The sequence below is a fragment of the Prevotella sp. ICM33 genome (assembly GCF_000517825.1).
GTDB classification, from domain to species: Bacteria; Bacteroidota; Bacteroidia; order Bacteroidales; family Bacteroidaceae; genus Prevotella; species Prevotella melaninogenica.
Window position 1 is genome coordinate 26,856 of sequence record NZ_JACD01000007.1, and the last position, 19,989, is coordinate 46,844.

Below are 19,989 nucleotides of genomic sequence, written 5' to 3' on the forward strand. Positions count from 1 at the left end.
ATTAAGCTTACGACATTAAGTAATAGACTGTCTGTCCTGCATTGTAAATCCAAAGGTAGATGGTTAGCATGATTAACGCCACACGCATCATTTTTAGCCATTTCAACGATAATCGTTTCAGTAAATAACCATAGGAGATAGGGATAATGAATGCCCATCCTGAAGTCATTATATACACTTCAGTGACGGCAAATCCGAGGATGAGATGCAAGGTGAGGTCACAAGCAAACCAAGCTAAAAGCATTTTAAAGAACCGTTGCTTATAGCTAAACACTATACCTACGATAAATAAGAGGACTACAAAAGCCTCGATGATATAATTCACGCTCCAGTTGTACTCCACGAAGATAGGTCGTTCCCACGAAACATCTTTTAATAACGAACGCTGATGAAGCTGAATAGACTCACCAAAAAAGTTCTCCACAATGGTTGGAATACGTGGCGTAGAGACATCCATCAACTTCGTTATCACCCCATCTCCTACAGGCTGACCGAGGTGTGTTCGCTGCCATTCATCCCTTTGTTTCTTGTGTTCGAGCACCTTCTGCGGGTTTTTCTTCAGTGTTTCGCTTTCGATATGACGCACAACTGCTTGCTGTGGAACCTCCAAAAGATAATATTGAGACTGTTGAAGACCAAGTAATAAGAGTAATGGAAGGACTACTCCAATAGAAATAAACTTACAGGTAAATACCTTCTTTCCATTGGTGAATAAGCCTGCTAACAGGGTCTTTACCCCATTTGACGTTGCCATTCCAGCCGTAAAGAAGGTTAGAACCAACGATTGCCAAGCTGTTAGTAATTCTCCTTTCTTCATCTTCTTTCCCGTGATGTAAAGTGTCAGAGAGAGGAGCATCAAAGAAATAACGAAGTGGTCGGGCACCATGGTTGGGATAAGTACGTGTCCAAAAGAGAATAACAACAAGGTAAGTAGTCTTGCATCTTTCCGTCTCAACTCCAATACTTCACGGAAAACACGGTACATAAAGAGTACTGCATAGAATGCCGAAAAGACAATGATGACAGCCATGAAATACACAGCAAAGTTGTATCCTACATTTTGTATGAGCCAATCATTGAGCAGATAGAGCGGATAAAGAAAAGTAAGATATAACGGATGACGTGAAGTAACGAAGTGGATACGACCTCCCGAGACCGTTATCCACGACCAGCAATCATAGCCTGACATACGAAAATTCTTGGTAAAGACACTCCAAAATCCACCATGTGCTTCCATGGTGTAGACGTGATAGTGACTTGCTATCACCATCGCATTGAACGTAACAAAGACTGCTAACATGGTAAAAGCCAGCCAGCGTTCTTCTTTCTTCACCTTGAAAATATTGAATATGTGCATTGAGTAGCTTTGATTATTTGGTACAAAGGTACGAATTAAAGCACATTTAACAAAGGAAATAAGGAGAAGAACTCGTTTTGCACGTAGCTATCTGCCTACTATTTCGACTTCTTTTTATGATAATAAAGGTTCTTCCGTTAAATGCGTAGATTGTTAACAGAATGAGTTTAATCCACATACATGGTATGATTACCCCCAATTAGAGGGTTTTAAAACGGCAGATAAACTACATGATAAACGTCATTAGGTACGAAGTCTATCTGTATTCACAAACAACTTATTCCCTTATTAATTGAAGTTTGTAAATTATTTTCATACAATTCAAAACCAATACATGCTCTTTTGGCTTCTAAAAGACGCCTAATTAGCTTGCAATAGGTGCCCTTTAAGGCTCTTATTAACGCCCTTTTGAAGTCCAATTAAGCACCTTTTCGTTTACCTTTTTATAACTAATTGATTTCCTTATGGTTACAAAACCGCTTCGTATATGTGTTTTTGCCGTCATTTATTAATGTCTTATTCGAAATTATGTAATGATTTTTCAAATACCCATCTGCAGCTTTTCGAAATCTTGGTCTGGGGCTTAATAAGGAGTAACACCTTACTTCCTATGTAAGAAAAAGCGCACTAAAAGGAAGTTGATTGGAACACAAATAGCGAACATAGGAATCAATGCTATCTGCTTGCTGAGACCTAAAAGAAGGAAGATTTTCAGGCAGAAACTTTGCAAAAGGAAGTTGATGATATGCGAAAAGATGAAGCCTACGCCTCGTTTGGTAGTCGACTTTACACGGAAGGTGTAACGTGTGGAAGCAATATAGTTGAATGTGAAGCTAACAAGGTAAGCAATGGTATTTGCAATGAGGGGCTGTAGCCAGCATATTAACAGCAAATATGTGCCGTATTGTATGGCTGCAGCCGATGATCCAACGATGATAAAACGTACGATTTCACCGAGCTTTTTCTTGTCCTTTATTTCATTCTTCAGCATTCTATTTCTTATTTCTGAAAGGTTTGTAAAAGCCTTTATCTGCAAAGTCAAGTAGTTCTTTGTCACCTCTACTGTCACCAAAGGCGATTAAGTCGTAGGCTTCACGATGTGGATAAAGCGCTGTGAGGCGATTCACCTTTTCCTGTCCATAGCAGTTTTTAGTGGTAAATTGTCCTGTTAGACGACCTCCCTTTGTTTCTATTTGCGTCCCTAATACCTGTATCTTTTTGTCGATTTCATCGAAAAAAGGTCGTACCCAGTTGTCAATGCTTGCGCTAATAATAAGTACAGTGGCTTGTTCTTCTTCGATAGCCTGTCTTACTTTCTCTATCCCTGTAGGGCGAAGTAGGTGTTTGTTTTGCTCTGCAAAGTGTGTACAAAGTGCGTTGAAATCGTCAATATTCATCCCTTTGAAGAAGTAAGAAAAAACCTGCTGCTTTGCCTTCCAGTTAGGATAAAGATGCAGTTTCATCAGTAGGAGGAGGGGTGAAAAGAGTAGAAAACCACGAAACATTTGTCCGCTTCCTTTTGCAAAGCGGATAAATTCAAGGAGAGTGTCCTTAGTAGTCAGTGTGCCATCGAAGTCGAAAGCATATATCTTTCTCATGTCCTATTGGATAGTCTTAAGTACGTAGATAATGAAAAGGAAGGCAAGTCCGAAAGCTAAGACGATGAGCTGCATGAAACGATCGTGTATCATCACCTTTGTTGGGTCGCCACTCTTCTTGTCGACAACTGATATTTGGATATAACGAAGTAGTCCTAAGAGTACAAAAACACTGGTCAGATAAAGGTGATCCGTGTGGAAATTTGCAATGGTTTCAGGACTTACTGTGTACATAATGTAACACACGAGGGTGACACTCGCTGTAATCGTAATGGCTTGATTGATAAACGTAAGATTATAACGAATTGTGTTCTGGCGAGGTGCATGGCCAGTCTCGTTCATCTTCACAACATCGTCACGGCGTTTTGCAAAGGACAAGAAGAGCATTAACAAGAATGTCATCAGAACAATCCACTTACTCAGATGTATGTCTGTTGCATATCCTCCGGCAAGGATACGAAGTACAAATCCGAAGGCGACAACACACACGTCAATGATTGCATAACGCTTCAAACGGAGACAATAACCTATATTTAACAGCCAATAGAAGATTATTACACTGGCTGTCTCAACCTGACGTGCATGCAATAAAAAGGTCGAAGTCATCGATAGAATAAACATCAATCCCATCAATATATAGCCCTGTGTAATGCTAACAGCCCCCGATGCCATTGGACGATGACATTTCACTGGGTGCTGACGATCATCATGAACATCGACAATATCGTTCAGACAATAGATTGACGAGGCCGTCAGACTAAAAGACAGGGTAGTGATTAACCCTGCATAAACCGCTTCCCATTGCAGTAAAGCACCTCCAAAGAAGACTGGAAGGAAGACGATAAGATTCTTAATCCATTGATGTGGACGTATTAACAGTATAAGGTTCTTCATTTTATTCTATTCTCTATGGGCGTTATAATCCCTTTAACTACAGTCTGTAAGAGCCATGCAAATATCAGACTGATGACAGTCGTCGCAACAAACTTGTACCAATAAGACCAATCAGTCTGCTCAAGATAATCAAGTACGAAGTGGGAATGTATCAAATAAAGTTCCAAACTCAATGCACCAAATACTTTTAGTATTTTGTTGATATACTTTGGTGTATGACGAAGGACTTGATTGAAGAGGATAATCGATGTAAACGTAAGGGGTATATAAAGCATACGTTCAAGAAATAAAGGGAACTGTCCGTGCTTCTCTTGTTCAAGAAACAGACAAGAGGAAAGGGCGATAACGAATGTTATCACTATCATCCAAATAGCCGAGCCACCCACGATGTCTTTCCGTTTAACCGCCTCTGCAATGTTAATACCTATAAAGAAGATGGGTGCACGGCTCCAGAATATCTCTAAATGACCTACTGAATCATGCAGGGGGGTAATATATTCCACCACTACACACCACATTATCATGATAACAGGAGTCCAACGATAGATAGGATTCTTGGCGATAAGCATCATATAAAATGGACTCACAAGATAGAAAACCATAATAGCTGGGATATACCAGAACGTTAGCTCATTGTGCATCCAGAAGTCCCAGTTAATCGTTATATCCCCGATGAGATCGATGATATTCATACTGTGCCCGCTATGTCCTGTGAGATTGACGTTAAGAAAATCGGGTATATAGTAGAGACAGGCCATGAAGAGCCAAGTAGGATAGACACGTAAGAAACGTCGAAGATAAAACTTTCGCAGGGAAGGGTGCTTTGTCCAAGAGAACCACAAGCCCATACCGCTCAAGAAGAGAAAGAAGTCTACACCGATATTACCCATTCTCTTCAAGCCAAAGAAGGCATCTTCACGTGGCAATCCCACATGAAAAAGAATAACGAAGATGATGGCCAACCCCATCAACTCTCCTCGGTAACGGCTTATATCAGCTAATTCAATGTTTCTTATCTTCATTTATTGCGATGAAATCGTGTGTTTATAAGACTCCTTTACTTTAACTTTGGACTCGGTATCTTCTTCATTAACTCTTTGAACAACCATGCTAAACAAAGCGAAGAGATAACGTAAAGGAGAAGTCCCGTCCAATATTCTCCCCCCCGAGAGATTGGAATAAATATCTTTCTTGTGATAGGATGACAGACGAAAAGGGCTGCTGATATGCTGCCAACCCACGAGAGAACATTCATAACAGAGAAGTACTTATTGCCAACTACACCTTCTATCCAACTGAGTAATCTCACGAAAGTAATAGAGGCAACACATATTACAAGTGGAACAAAATACCATGTTATATAGTTGAAGCTCGTCAGTAATATGGCAAATAACGAAAGAACAAAGGCTACAAGGTTTGTAGCAGTCGTCCAGGCGTGTGCATATCTCGCATAAAGTACACCAAAGCCGAATGGCAGCATCCCACCGATAAAGTTATATCTCCAGCGGTTCAGAGCCTCACTCTCTGGTTCACAGGATAACTGTATGGCAAAGCAAAGCACTATCAACATAACATTCCATGCCCAATGTCGGCGATAAAGGAAAAGTCGATACACGATATACAACTGTATCATAAGCCCAAAGAACCAGTAAGGACCAGGCCAAATAATATCGTCGGGATTGGGAAGAAGATTATTAAAAAGTCCCATTTGACCGATAATATCCATCACATGATAATCGTGTGGAGCGTCTGTAATAGCGTCAACCATCGTAAAAGCCACAAAGCCAACTATCATCATACGGAAAAGCTTTACCCAATGATATTTAATAAAACCAAAGACTGGAAGACTTGATTGTGACTGCAGCATACTTGTTGGCACTGTTGGCTGTTGCTTTTCGTACTTCATTGTCAAGCCGTATGCTGATAAGAAGAGGAATACAAGTACTCCATAATGCCCAAAGAACGATAGAATATGAAAGAAGAACAATTCGTTCCACGCCCCTTGTAACACTTGATAGAGTTTGTCTACATTGCGTTGAAAATACTGATATTCGTTCTCCTTTACCACTGGACGCAACCAATGGCAGTAGTTATGTAGGAAGATTCCGATAATGGCAAGCCCTCTCAACGCATCACACTCTACCCGTGTAAGCAACGCTTCCCGGCGTTCTTTCCTCTGTTCTGGTACGGATTGTTCTGTATATGTATTCCTTTCCTTATTAAACATCCTAACTTTAATGATTGATTTTGTGCGCTTTAAGCGTTTCTTTATACTGATCTAATTCCCCTCTATGCGTCCAACAGCCACCTTGGAAGCTGTCTTCTATTTTGATATAGACTTCTGCTTCGGTAAGAGATGCTTCTCCGAAGGACGAGTAAGCTTATCGTAATCCGTTGTATTCTTTAGTATTCTCGGTCTCATTTCATTGTATTGTGGACTGAGGATATTATACTCTGCATGGTAGTCTTTCGTATGAATACCTGCCAAATAGAGTAGCATGTGCGGTAGTGCATCCGTCATAAAACGACGATTTTTAGCACCGATTATTTCTTTGTAAATGTCGGGATGCTTAGCAGCATACTTATAAGAGCAGAAGATCCAGAAAGGAATCTCAAACTCATAATGCGCTAAGTCGTAATCAATAGCAGCCGAGTGATTGCGGCATATGAATCCACGATTACCCTCATAGCATTCCTCTCCATGATCAGGCATATAGATAATGATAGCCTCCTTGTCCTCAAAACGACTAATAATAGCATCTACAATGGAGTCATTATATAAGATAGCGTTGTCGTAATCAGCCAATACATTTCGCTGTTTTCCATCAAGGTCGGCACGTTTCTTCTCATAATCTTCTGCCTTAAAGTGGCGACGGTCGCTTGGAAAACGTTGGTTATATTTGACGTGCTGTCCGAGGAGATGGAAGATGATAAGATTATGATCGGTGTTGTGTTGTTGCTGATTTTTATCGTAATCATCGAGCAATCCTCGATCAAATCGGTATAATTGTTGATTGCGTGAATCGAACATCGCCTCTGAAAGTTCTGGATGATTAAGGAAGAATCCACCACTAAAATCATACACAGCCTGCTTTGCCTTAGGCAAGAACTGATTAGTGATAAAGGTCACATGATAGCCTGCCTTACGGAAGAGTGAAGGGAAAAGTGGGTAATCGCACCACTCCCCTTTCTCTCCAACAACGTGTAGAGAAAAGACGTTCTTAAACACGAAACTGGTCAGATTCCATGGTGCTACGACATCACTGAACGGTACAAGTAATCCCGACTTCTCTCGTTTAATCTGACGTGGGGTCGTCGGCATGAAGTAGCCATACTGTTGTGAATGCAGCTTTCCATAGCTTTCACCGATGATAAGGACGATATTTGGCGATTTAAACGAACAACTATCCACACTCATCTTGTCTTTAGCTTCGATGAGACGGTCAACTTGTTGCGATGCTAACTCATTAGAGAAAATACTGAAAGCAAGGCGATAAACAGGCAAATAGAACTGCGCACAGTCTGACGTTGTTAGCTCATGTTCTACAGAGCCAATGGTGTCTAAAGAGAACATTTGTACCATTTCTTTCTTGTTGTTCGCAGATGATTCAATCGCCCAACCAAGAAATACAAGACAAACACCCCCAAGTATGTGGTGACTATGATTAATGATTTGTTTCGCCACAGTAACCTTATAGCTAATAGCTGGTGACAGTTTTACCTTCTTCAGAAATGTTGTTAGAATATGAATAAGCATCACAAGCAGTAGTAATCCTACACTTGAGAAGATAAGGTCAGACGTAAAATAACTACTGAAAAACTCGCTTGCCTCACGTTCATCAGTCTCACCAACAAGTAGGAGCATTGACGGATTCAACGTTGATTGGAACTTTACCCAACAGAAGAGGTCGGTAAGACTCGTGCAGTAAGCGATGATATACAAAAAAGCACGAATCCATCGGCGAATCTTTAGAGGGAATAGTGTAAGAATGATGCAGATAACATATAGGTCGAGAAACAACTCTAACCACAGGTTACTATATACGGCAGCATCGGGGTTGTTGGTTGGCAACTCCGCATATGATACTAATATACCGATAAGGTACATGAAGAAAAAGAATGAGGCGTTGTCCTTAATGGGCTGATACGCCTTATTCAGTAAACTGACAGCATACTTAATAAATTTCATGTAAACGTATATATTTGCTTGCAAAGTTAACACTATTTTAGTACAAGGCAAAGTTTAAATACAAAATAATACGGTGTTAGCAACTAAGTCTTGTTTCGTATGGGTTTTATAGGTCCTTCCTTTAAATATATGGATGCTTTCCCGTATAGGTTTAAACTATACTCTCATTAGCCTACAATAGGTATAATCTTGGGTTCTACAATTAAATATATAGATTGAAAATAGAATATTACAAGGGAGGATAAACTACAAGATAAAATGCAAATTGATACTATGTCATTCAGTACTCTACAAGCAACCTATTACCATACCAACGCTGCTTGTAAATTATTTTCATACTCCCCGAAACCAATACATGCTCTTTTGGCTTCTAAAAGACGCCTAATTGACTTGCAAAAGACGCCCTTTAAGACCCTTACTAACGCCCTTTTGAAGTCCAACTAAGCACCTTTTCCGACACTACTTTATAACTAACTGAATTACTGATGATTACAATATCGCTTTTCACATGTATTTTTGTTCTTATTTATAGATCGTTTACTCGAATTTATGTAATGATTTTTCAAAGCGTTATCTATTACTTTTAAAGTATTAAAAAGCAAAAGGGGCTCTGCTCGGAGGATGAGAAAAGAATAGATAGTAGCCAGCCCTAACTATGTTTTTGTTCCGTTAACGCTATACAAAAAGCATACACACATTCAACCGAAGAACTTAATTTTTACTATAGTATGGCTTCCAATTTGGGATAAAAGCCGAATTCTTCCACCCTTAAAAACAAAAGAAATAAGTATTATTCTTGGTTAACATTCGTCATTATCATACATTATGATTATCTTTACACCCAAAACTAAATACTTAGAACATGGAATATGACCTTCTATCCTTTTTTAGTATCATCTTATTTTCAATAGCATTATTGGGCTTCTTCTATCTTATCTCCAAGCTTAACCAAATAAGTAATACGCTAAACAACGTCAGTTTTGAGATTTCCACACTGAAACTTATCATTGAAAAGATGCAGCGTGAGAAACAGAAACAAACTGAAACTGCAACAGAAACAAAGCCAAAAGAAACTCTTGAACAACCTAAGGAGCAGGTCGTAGAAACTTCGAAGGAAGTTCAGAATGAGTCCGTAAATCCTAATCCTAACTGGTGGCAACAACCTATAACGGACGAAATACCAACAACCGAAAAGGCTAAAGAAACAGAGACTACGGGTGAAAACGAACAGCCAGAGCGACAAGAAACACCAGAAACTATAGAAGTTCCTATTGTACACAATGAGGATATCAGACCTTCTACTGTAGAAATTCCTATTCAAGAGACAAAGGATAAGACTCCAGAAGTTGAGGAAGAAACCCCAGAAACCATTGAAGAACCTGTAGAAGAAGAACAGGAAGAACCTGCAATGGCTATGGAGGAAGAGGAGGAAATAGAAGAATATGCCACTTCTGAGACCAACTTTGAGAAATATATCGGTGAGAACCTCTTTGGAAAGATTGGTATTCTCATCTTTATCATTGGTATCGGTTTCTTCGTTAAATATGCTATCGACCAGAACTGGATCAATGAGACTGCACGCACATTGATGGGCTATGCGGTCGGCGCAGGTATGTTAGTACTGGCTGAACGATTACACAAACGCTACCATACTTTCAGTTCACTGTTAGCAGGTGGTGCCTTTGGTATCTACTATTTGATTACAGCCATCGCCTTCCATTACTATGCCCTATTCTCTCATACAATAGCATTCGTGATCTTATGCGCCACAACTATCTTCATGTCGGCAGTCTCCGTCCTATACGATAGGAAGGAATTGGCAGTCACAGCACTCGTTGGCGGCTTTATTGCACCTTTCATTATTAGTACGGACTCAAGTAGTATCATTAGCCTACAGATTTATATTACCATATTGAACATTGGTATGTTCTGCCTTGCAATGTATAAGAAATGGGCAATACTACCTATGGTTTCCTTCGCTTTCACCTATATAATATTATGGGGAACAACAGCATTAGGATCATTCTCTGATAGCGAGGCTGTCACAACTTATCCTACCCTATTTGCTTTTGCGACATTATTCTACGTCATCTTCCTATTGCCTGTTGTCTTTATTCTGCGCACACAGTATGGTGAAAATACCAGACTTGGACTATTGGGTATCATCACAGCTAATAGCTTCATGTATCTTATTTATGGCGATTTCCTCTTACAACACTTCGAAGCATCATCTGATACGACAGCTTACTTAGCTTTCTTCATAGCTGCTGTCAACCTGGCAATACACCTTTATTTGCGATTCCGCGTCGAAGGACAAGACACACTGCGCAACCTTATGTTAGGACTTGCGGTCACATTCGCCTCTATGGGTATTCCAATTCTGTTCAGCACAGCCAATGTTCTTATGGTATGGGCAGCTGAGTCAGTACTTCTTTTGTGGCTCTTCACAAAGGAGAAAAACAGAATCTACGAGTTGGCTTCAGCAGTATTATTACTCCTAACGTTGGGAGCATTGGCATACTACAGAACAACTGACACCTTCATCCATGATACAGGAGATAGTTTATTCTTCAATGGTGCCTTCTTTGTGACTACATTTGTAAGTATAGCCTACTATGTTGTAGCTGTCATTATGCAATTAAATAAGGACCTATTCAGTGATACGAAGCGTTTAATCGCATACACTCCATGCAATGCTATAGCCTATGCGTTGGGCTTCAGCATCCTGTTCCTTGCTTTCAGAGACAACTTCCACTTCCATCTTGAGCAACCAATATCAGAGTATGCGTCTCTACTTACAGCAAACATAATGCTCTTAGGAGGAGCACTTATCCTGCGCAAACGCTTCGAAATAAGTGAAAATAAGTTAGCATACGAGATAAGCCTCTATCTTGCAGGAATCTTATTTGCTATGACTGTATGGAATTACACTGATCCAGAAGGACTCTTACTGAGATGGTTAATGGCACTCGTAACAATCGCTTATATGGCATATTGTATGCGTGGGCAACTCCTTGTAACCTCTAATCAGCGAAACTTACATATAGAATACTCCATTATATCAACACTGATGTGGCTTACTTTGACGCGCTTACTGCTGATTACTTTCAATGAAGTAAACTTCAGTACCGCCTTCTCTTTGTCGTTAGGTATTGCAGCCTTCATCTTGATGTGTATCGGTATGCGTTACCACAGTAAGGAGATTCGTATTGTTAGCTTGGCAGAATTCGGTATTATCATTGGCAAACTCATTCTCAATGACGTATGGGCAATGCCTGCTCTCGGCAAGATTATTGTATTCATCAGCCTTGGAGCCCTTCTCCTTATCCTCTCATTCCTCTATCAGAAGCTTAAAGATGCTCTCTTCAATGAGAAGGAACAAGAACAGGAGTAAGCCTCAACATCAGACATTAACATAACAACAATCACCCTCATCTGTCCAAACTTTATTTTTTTCTTGGACTGATGAGGGCGATTGCTATTATACGGTATCAGCTTTATCCCTTGTCAAAAGAGCAGCAATATCTGTAAGAAAAAGACTTTACTATTTAAATATTGAGCAACACAATGTTGTTCATAAGTAATTCTTATTGCACTGCGGATAGTGCAATTTATGCAGAATATTGCACTGTCCGCAGTGCAATCTCGATTATACATACCATTAAGAAATGCTTATATACAAGACTATCTTGTGAAGTTTTTCCACATATTAGTTAGCTATTAACCTCTTATTATCTTTATTATAATAGCCTTTAAACACCATTCTTCCCAACCTCAACCTATGTGCGAGTACTCCGCACATGTCGTGTTGATGGTTCGCACCAATGGTGTTGGGGCTCCGCACCATTGGTGCGGAGTACTAAACACATTATAACAGCTTACCGAAATATATTCAACTTATTGATAGAAGCAAGCTATACTACCAAAACAAACTAACCAATATGCGGTTAAAAAAAGTTTCACATACAAGAGAATACTATTACAGTAACAGATAGTCACAACACATAAAGCTGTTCTTTTATAAGTTTAAAGACATCGAAAATTACCGACGAAGCATGTTAAAAGAATAAAAAAAACACATCGCTAATGTAGTTCTTCAGTAAAAAAAACGACTAATAGAATAACATTGGTCTTTTTTATTTACCTTTGTAATAAGATAATATCTGAGACAAGTAACTTCTTAATGACACCTTAAGGTGAGAAGAAGTAACATTAAATGGCAGAAAAGTATATATTTAACACATAAAAAAATAAGCACATGAAAGCAAAAATCTTACTTTTTGCAGTCTCATTCATAGCTACATCAGCTATGGCACAGGGACTGAAGTCGGGCATAGACCGCAACAACATGGACTTTAACGTGAAACCCGGTGAGAACTTCTATGAGTATGCTGCAGGTAATTGGTTGAAGAGCCATCCGCTTGACAAGGAGCATCCAATGAACGGTGCCTTTGTTGATTTGGAAGAATTGAACAAGAAACGCATCCGTGAAATGGTTGAGGACTATGCTAAGAAGCCACAAACGAAAGGCACTGTAGCACAGAAGATTGCTTCTATCTACAACCTTTACATGGATAGTGTACGCCGCAACCGTGAGGGATATACCCCTATTAAGCCTGTATTGGCTAAGATTCGTGCTGCGAAGAATCGTAAGGAACTCATCAAACTGATGTATGACCTCGACGTGAAAGGCTATGGCACCTTCCCTGTTGGCTTTGGTATGACAGTAGATGCAATGAACTCTGACCGTTATATCATTGGAATCTCACAAGGTGGTCTTGGTCTTGATCCAGAATATTACACAAAGCCTAACGACCAACAGAAGGCTGTTATAGCAGCATATAAGAGTCTGAACAATGATTTGTTCAAGATGGTTGGTAACGATGCTGCAACTGCTAAGAAGAAGATGGAGGCTGCTTTCTCTATTGAGAACCAGATTGCAAAGGTTAGCTATGACCAAGTAAAGTCACGCGACCCACAAGCTAACTATCACCCAATGACTTGGGAGCAACTCTTGAAAAACTATCCTGGTGTCGATTGGAACTACCTTTTGAAGGCTTCCGGCTATCCAAATAACGGTGGAAAGGTAGATGTTGGACAGCCAGAGCCTGTTCATGAAGTTGAGAAGATACTTGCTACAGCTCCGTTAGACGCATTGAAAGCCTACATGGAACTTGCTGTTATCTCAAGTTCTGCAGGTATGTTGTCTGATAACTTCTCTGATCGTAACTTTGAATATACCAAGGTGGCATACGGTGTTCAGCAGCAACAGCCACGTTGGAAGCGTGCTTTGTCTTTCGTACAGGGTATCATGGGTGAGGCTGTAGGTAAGCTCTACGTACAGAAATACTTCCCTGAGAGTAGCAAGCAACGTATGATTACATTGGTAAAGAACCTCCAAGATGCTTTTGCACAGCGCATTGAAGAGAACACATGGATGACTGATGCAACAAAGAAAAAAGCCTTAGAGAAGTTGCAAGCATTTGATATTAAGATTGGTTATCCTGATAAATGGCAGAATATGGATAGCGTTTTCGTGATTGATGATAATAAGTCATTGATTGAAAACGTGAAGGCTGTACAGGAAGCAGCTATGAAGTATCGTATTGCTAAACGCTGGGGTAAGCCTGTTGACAAGAAGGAATGGCACATGACTCCACAGACGGTTAATGCTTACTATGACCCAACAACCAACAGTATTAACTTCCCTGCAGCTATTCTCCAGCCTCCTTTCTTCGACCCAACAGTGGATGATGCAGCTAATTATGGTGCTATCGGTGCTGTCATTGGTCATGAGATGAGTCACGGATTTGACGACCAAGGCTGTCAATTTGATAAGGATGGTAACATGAAGAACTGGTGGACAGAAGAGGATAAGAAGAACTATGACGCTCGTACAAAGGTTCTTGTAGACTGGTTCAATAAGCAGGAAGTAATCCCTGGCTTGTATGTTAACGGTGAGAAGACACTCGGTGAAAACATCGGTGATAACGGAGGTTTGAACATTGCCTTCCGTGCACTTGAAAACAGTATGAAGGCAAAACCACTGAGCGATATGGACGGTTTCACACCTGCACAGCGTTTCTTCCTTGCTTGGGGACGTGTCTGGGCAAGCAACGTTGCTCCTCAGTTTGTTGCTTATATTGTCAATTCTGATGTTCACTCACCAAGTATCAGCCGTGTGAATGCAGCCCTTCCTATGATTGATAATTGGTACAAGGCTTTCGACATCAAAGAAGGTGACAAACTCTTCGTACCACAACAGAATCGTGCACACATCTGGTAAGAGAATATTTTAATAATGTACATATCATTTGATATGCCTTATAAGCTCTGTAGTGTCACTATCTATTAAGCAATGACCACGGAGTTTTATACCTAATATAAAGGGAGTGCGTCCAACAAAAAGGATACACTCCCTTCTTACTTTTGGACGTTTCTTTTTTAAAGTTCTACCTTCTCGCATCAAAGTAGTTTTTGTTAAACAAAAATCAAAAGTCTTCCTGTCGACAATACTAAAACCTAAATACAAGGAATAAATAACCACAAGCAACCTTTTTGAGCACAGAGAAGGATGAAAAAAGAGAAAAACAAAAATGATATTTCATAGTCATTCTTTTATCAGATTAAGCATAAAAACGCTGATTTCACCGTAAATTAGAACTAAATATTTTACGAATAGAATAATCTTTAAGCCCTAAAAATCAAACACATTAGCCTCTATTATAGGTGTAACAACAAAGTATTTTGTCATAATTTAACAAGTACAACGAGAAACATGATACTTTCCTTAATTCTCATATTATTGATAAGAAATAGTATTATTTATCTATTAATTCAATAAAATATTGTATATTTGCACCCAACAATAATTTTAATTGTAGATAAAATAGTAAAAAGTTTTTGCATAACAGCGCAATTTATATGCATTACTGAGCATAAAGAGTATCACAGGAACATAATAAACAGATTAAGATTCAAGATTTCAAGCAGCAGTAGGTAAGCTTACAAAACAACATTCTTTCATTAAAGACGGAATAAGAAACAAAGACATCGTTCTGCAAGAAACAAATAGATGTACAGACAAACATCATAAGTCTTGCCTAAATTCACCTGCTAAAATGTAATAAAAAAAGAAACATACATACTGAATCTTTTCAGATTAGCATAAATAAAAATAACTACCAAAATCCTATTTTCAATGGGATATTTTTAGTTACCAGTGGGATTTCATCGTGAGATGAGATCCCACACCTTTTTTATAGAAGTACAAGATGATTCCTCTATTGTGCAAAATTCATCCTGTTCCCCACCCAACTAATATCTGAAAAACAGTTTTATAGAATCTTTATCCCCTATAACTGTAATCATTTCATTTCTTTTCAGTATCTTTGCGTTCAGATAAATCATCAATTAAAAACAGAAAGAATATGAACGTAGGAGATAAAGCACCAGAGATTCTGGGAACTGACCAGGATGGAAAAGAAATTAAGTTGAGCGATTATAAAGGACAAAAGATAGTTCTTTATTTCTACCCTAAGGATTCAACATCAGGCTGCACAGCGCAGGCATGCAACCTTCGTGATAACTACAAGGAATTAAGAGATAAGGGATATGTGATTATCGGAGCAAGTATACAGGACGAGAAGTCACACAAGAAGTTTATCGAGAAGAACGAACTTCCCTTCCCACTCATTGCCGATACCGACTTAAAGCTCGTTGAGACATTCGGTGTTTATGGTGAAAAGAAGATGTATGGCCGCACCTACATGGGTACATTCCGCACTACTTTCATCATCAACGAGGATGGTATCATTGAGCGCATCATCGGTCCAAAGCAAATTAAGACCAAGGATCACGCTGCTCAAATCCTTGCTGAAGACTAAGTCTTGCAATGGAAGGCATAGTTACAGAAAGTCGATAACACGCTCATAATAATAAGAGAACGCCGATAATAAAAGAATCAAAAAACGCTCTCTACTAAAAGAGATGTGATAAAAAAGAAACGAAACAACTATGTCTAAAGCTCAAGACACAAGCAGTAAGAAAACGAAGACAATAAGCAAAGATAGCAAAAGTCTAAGGAATAAAAAGCAACCTCACCATTCACTTCACTCTTCACTTGGAGAGGGAGGGATGGTGAGGTCTTTTTGTAAGAATATAGAAACGAAGTCCTTACGAAAAAGACTTCTTACCCTTGCTAACAAATATGAAACCTCGTCTTTTCTCAATGGCGACCCATCATGGTTTATGCACCAAGTGATTGGCAAAAGAAATCAAGAAACCATCGCTTTTATTGCTGCTTGCCTAAGTTATGGTTCACGACAAGTTTTCCTGCCTCGCATACAATATCTGCTCGATTGTTCACGTAGCGAACCCTACGAATGGATTAAAACAGGAAGGTACACACTCGACATTCCTAATGACAATCAATGCTTCTATCGTTTGTATACCAATGCTATGATGTGTGACCTCTTCCATGTACTACAAAAGATGTATGAGGAGTATGGCGACATGGAGAATTATATTCGCAGCTATGCAAACCTCCAAAAGGGAAGTAAAAAGACAGATACAATTACTGCTATTGAAGCCATTTGTGCGCATTTTTTAAAACATGAAGCCGTCGGAATCGTACCCAAAAACACGAATTCAAGCTGTAAACGTGTATGTATGTTCCTACGCTGGATGGTTCGAACCAACTCTCCAGTAGACCTTGGACTATGGTCTGAGCTCATCGACCAACGTTCGCTCATCATCCCGCTTGACACCCATGTCATACAGCAGTCTCTACAATTAGGACTCATCACAAGCAAGACTGCTTCTATGTCGGTTGCTCGAAAACTAACCGATAAACTGTTAGAGTTCTTTCCTGATGACCCTCTAAAAGCTGATTTTGCCCTCTTTGGATATGGAGTAAACCAAAAATAGAACAATCATCCCTGTTTGATAACAGACTCAAAGGATAAAGTAAGAACTCGTATTCTCTATTACCTTTGTAATAAAAATTCAAAGACTCAAAAACTAAAGAGGCTTAATTGGACGCTAACTAAAGCTTAATTGGCTTGCAAAAGGTGCCCTTTTGCGGTCTAACTAACGCCCTTTTGAAGTCTTATTAAGCACCTTTTAAAACACACTTTCATACAACTCTGATTATAAGATAGTTACAAAGGCAGGGCAAAAGGGTGTTTTTTCGTAAATATCAGACTCCCACCCCTCTCTTTTTGTAAAGTTATTTCACACCCTCTGAATGCTAAAACCTGTTTCCGAAAAGAAAAGAAAGGGAGTGTGAACAAATGAAAGTCGGTACTTGAAAACAAATAAAAACAAAAATCCCGACTACGTTATAAACGCAGACGGGACCTTGTTACTACTCTCAAATTTCTAAATTACTTTCTTAATTAGGCAGCGATGTGATTATTCAAGTTAACTGCCTTTGCTACCAATGCTGCAACTACTACAGCTGATAATACTACTGAAATCATAATCTTTTTACCTTTAATGGGGAACCATTTTCCCCTGTTCATTAATATGTTATCCTTTAATTACGAGTGCAAAGTTAGACAAAAACAAAACATCCAACAAAAGATACAAACAATAAAGTTAGGAATCTATCTTTTAATTAGCCTGTATCAAGTCGATTGATGTAAATCAAAGAAATATCACTTGCTTTTCTCAAATATTTAAACTAACTTTGCCAGCCGCAAGCAAAAATGCACAAAAAGAATGGAGAAAAACCAAGAATTACGCAATGCGTGGGACTTTGTTGAACACACTGGAATAAGTATTTTCCTCACAGGAAAGGCTGGAACTGGTAAAACAACCTTCCTTCGCGCACTCAAAGAGCGCAGCAATAAACGAAACATTATTGTTGCTCCTACTGGTGTGGCTGCTATCAATGCGGGCGGTATGACGATTCATTCTTTTTTCCAGTTGCCCCTCTCGCCCTTCGTACCTAATACTAACATCAAGAATCGATTTGATTATAGCAAAGAGAAACGCAAGATTATGCGTACGCTCGATTTGCTTATCATTGACGAGATTAGTATGGTACGAGCTGATGTTCTTGATGCAATTGACTCCGTTTTACGTCGTTTTCGTGAGCCAGACAAGCCCTTTGGTGGTGTACAACTCCTGATGATAGGCGACTTACAACAGCTTACTCCCGTTGTAACTCCAGAAGAAGAGGAACTATTACGACAGTACTATGACACTCCTTATTTCTTTGGCTCAAAGGCATTACGCAGCATTAGCTATGTAACTATTGAGCTAACCCACGTCTATCGACAGCAAGATGAAACTTTCATCACCTTACTTAATAATATAAGAGAGGGGAAAGTGTCTGCAGAGGACCTCCAACGCCTCAACGAAAGATATGACCCAACGTTCCAACCACAGGAAGGTAGTGATTATATTCGATTGACAACACATAACAGAATGGCGGAAAGCTATAACGAAGATCAACTTCGTAAACTTCCCGCAAAAGCCTATACCTTTAGCGCAGAAACGGATGGTAACTTCCCTGAATACAACTATCCAACAGACTTCAACCTTACGCTGAAGACGGGTGCGCAGGTGATGTTCATACGTAATGACAACAATGGACGTTACTATAATGGGCGTATCGGACACATCACCCATGTTGATAACGAGAAGATATACGTTCTTTGCCCTGGAGAGGATGAGGAATTTGAGGTTGAAGTTGAGACATGGGAGAACACTAAATATACCTTAAACGAGAAAACAAAACAAATAGAAGCAGAGGTGCAGGGTACTTTTAGGCAGTATCCGCTGCGTCTGGCGTGGGCTATTACGATACATAAAAGCCAAGGACTTACCTTTGAACATGCTATCATAGATGCACAAGCGTCCTTTGCTTCGGGACAGGTTTATGTTGCATTAAGTCGTTGTAAGACCTTAGAAGGTTTGGTTTTGGCATCTCCGATTGGTAATACTGCGATTATAAATGATAACCGTGTAAGTGAGTATATCTCACATCAAACAGAAGAAGCTGAAAAGAGTATCTCCGCTTTACCTGCCTTGAAAGAAGAATACCATCGCCAATTACTTATCGAATTATTCAATTTCAACGAGATTAAAACCTACGAAACGGCTCTCTTTAGGGTATTAACAGAGTTCTTCTTCAAGTTTACAAAGATAAATGCACTGCATAAGATGGCGCTTACTGACTTAGAGTCACGCATCATCCAAGTATCGATGAAATGGGAGAATCTTATCAAAAAGATGCCAACCGAGCAGCTTCACGAAGAGGATTTCAAGGAGAGAATAAAGAAAGGAGCGCTCTACTTCCATAGTGAGTTGACCGAAATCTTCAGTAGAATGATAGAGTTGACCAAGGAAGTACAGACAAATAACAAAATAGGTGCTAAACGTTTTGACAACGCTTACACTGAACTTAAACAGACTTACCTGGCAAAGCATGATCTGTTAGAAAGCATAATGGAAGATGGTTTCTCGATTACTACCTACCTCACAGCAAAGCAAGAGGCTATTCTCAACAGTATTTCCGATGGAAACGAGAGAAAAAGAAGAAAGAGAAAAGAAGATAAAGACAAACCTAAAGAGAAAAAAATCAGCACTTCTGAACAGACATATAACCTCTTCAAAACTGGAAAAAGCGTTGAAAAGATTGCCAAAGAGCGAGGATTGACACAAGGTACAATCCAAGGACATCTCGTATCTTACATCCTAAATGGAGACATAAAGCTTGAAGAAGTGATTGATGAAAAGAAAATAAATATCATCAAACAGACAATTAAAGCTGTTGGAACAGAGAGTGGAATGAACCCTATTAAGGAGTTATGCCCTTCAGATATAACCTATAATGACATACGATTAATTATGAAAACAATGGTAACTTAAAGACTAAACAAAACCTTTACAATCTTATAAAAAGAGGGATTACCATGCTTTTCAAGGTAATCAAACTATCA

13 protein-coding genes are annotated in these 19,989 nt (G+C 39.3%); 5 read left to right on the forward strand and 8 right to left on the reverse strand.

Annotation, left to right across the window (positions count from 1 at the left end):
- Positions 1-7: 7 nt before the first annotated feature.
- The 7 genes from HMPREF1505_RS01505 to HMPREF1505_RS01535 form a co-directional block, all read right to left on the reverse strand.
- The gene (locus tag HMPREF1505_RS01505; RefSeq protein WP_036921483.1) at positions 8-1,357 is read right to left on the reverse strand and encodes a DUF6080 domain-containing protein; all 1,350 of its coding nucleotides are present in this window, start codon (positions 1,355-1,357) and stop codon (positions 8-10) included.
- Between the two features lie 601 nt (positions 1,358-1,958).
- Positions 1,959-2,348, reverse strand: a complete 390-nt coding sequence (locus HMPREF1505_RS01510; protein ID WP_197017485.1) for a GtrA family protein — start codon at positions 2,346-2,348, stop codon at positions 1,959-1,961.
- 1 nt (position 2,349) lies between these two features.
- The gene (locus HMPREF1505_RS01515) at positions 2,350-2,955 is read right to left on the reverse strand and encodes an HAD family hydrolase (RefSeq protein WP_036921486.1); all 606 of its coding nucleotides are present in this window, start codon (positions 2,953-2,955) and stop codon (positions 2,350-2,352) included.
- Between the two features lie 3 nt (positions 2,956-2,958).
- Positions 2,959-3,849: a decaprenyl-phosphate phosphoribosyltransferase gene (locus HMPREF1505_RS01520; protein ID WP_036921489.1), complete on the reverse strand. Its 891-nt coding sequence runs from the start codon at positions 3,847-3,849 to the stop codon at positions 2,959-2,961.
- The gene (locus tag HMPREF1505_RS01525; RefSeq protein WP_036921492.1) at positions 3,846-4,871 is read right to left on the reverse strand and encodes an acyltransferase; all 1,026 of its coding nucleotides are present in this window, start codon (positions 4,869-4,871) and stop codon (positions 3,846-3,848) included. The genes HMPREF1505_RS01520 and HMPREF1505_RS01525 overlap by 4 nt, the downstream gene beginning before the upstream one ends.
- 35 nt (positions 4,872-4,906) lie before the next feature.
- A complete protein-coding gene (locus HMPREF1505_RS01530) occupies positions 4,907-6,076 on the reverse strand; it encodes an acyltransferase (RefSeq protein WP_081722908.1) in 1,170 nt (389 codons plus the stop codon).
- A 96-nt stretch (positions 6,077-6,172) separates the two neighbouring features.
- Positions 6,173-8,038, reverse strand: coding sequence for a phosphoethanolamine transferase (locus HMPREF1505_RS01535; protein ID WP_051412286.1), 1,866 nt, complete (start codon positions 8,036-8,038; stop codon positions 6,173-6,175).
- An 862-nt stretch (positions 8,039-8,900) separates the two neighbouring features.
- On the opposite strand from HMPREF1505_RS01535, the gene HMPREF1505_RS01540 reads away from it, so the two are divergent.
- The 4 genes from HMPREF1505_RS01540 to HMPREF1505_RS01555 all read left to right on the forward strand — a co-directional run bounded on the left by HMPREF1505_RS01540 (position 8,901) and on the right by HMPREF1505_RS01555 (position 16,966).
- Positions 8,901-11,432, forward strand: a complete 2,532-nt coding sequence (locus HMPREF1505_RS01540; RefSeq protein WP_051412287.1) for a DUF2339 domain-containing protein — start codon at positions 8,901-8,903, stop codon at positions 11,430-11,432.
- Positions 11,433-12,296: 864 nt separating this feature from the next.
- Complete coding sequence (locus tag HMPREF1505_RS01545; protein ID WP_036921495.1) at positions 12,297-14,324, forward strand: M13 family metallopeptidase; 2,028 nt, start codon at positions 12,297-12,299, stop codon at positions 14,322-14,324.
- A gap of 1,144 nt (positions 14,325-15,468) precedes the next feature.
- A complete protein-coding gene (bcp, locus tag HMPREF1505_RS01550) occupies positions 15,469-15,924 on the forward strand; it encodes a thioredoxin-dependent thiol peroxidase (RefSeq protein ID WP_036921498.1) in 456 nt (151 codons plus the stop codon).
- A 250-nt stretch (positions 15,925-16,174) separates the two neighbouring features.
- Positions 16,175-16,966: a TIGR02757 family protein gene (locus HMPREF1505_RS01555; protein WP_036921954.1), complete on the forward strand. Its 792-nt coding sequence runs from the start codon at positions 16,175-16,177 to the stop codon at positions 16,964-16,966.
- 470 nt (positions 16,967-17,436) lie between these two features.
- Here HMPREF1505_RS01555 and HMPREF1505_RS13610 read toward each other — a convergent pair whose 3' ends face one another.
- Positions 17,437-17,562: a hypothetical protein gene (locus tag HMPREF1505_RS13610; protein ID WP_255326816.1), complete on the reverse strand. Its 126-nt coding sequence runs from the start codon at positions 17,560-17,562 to the stop codon at positions 17,437-17,439.
- Between the two features lie 199 nt (positions 17,563-17,761).
- Between HMPREF1505_RS13610 and HMPREF1505_RS01560 the strand changes: the two genes are divergently transcribed.
- Positions 17,762-19,918 (forward strand): helix-turn-helix domain-containing protein, encoded by a 2,157-nt coding sequence (locus tag HMPREF1505_RS01560; RefSeq protein ID WP_036921501.1) that lies wholly within the window; start codon positions 17,762-17,764, stop codon positions 19,916-19,918.
- Positions 19,919-19,989 lie beyond the last annotated feature (71 nt).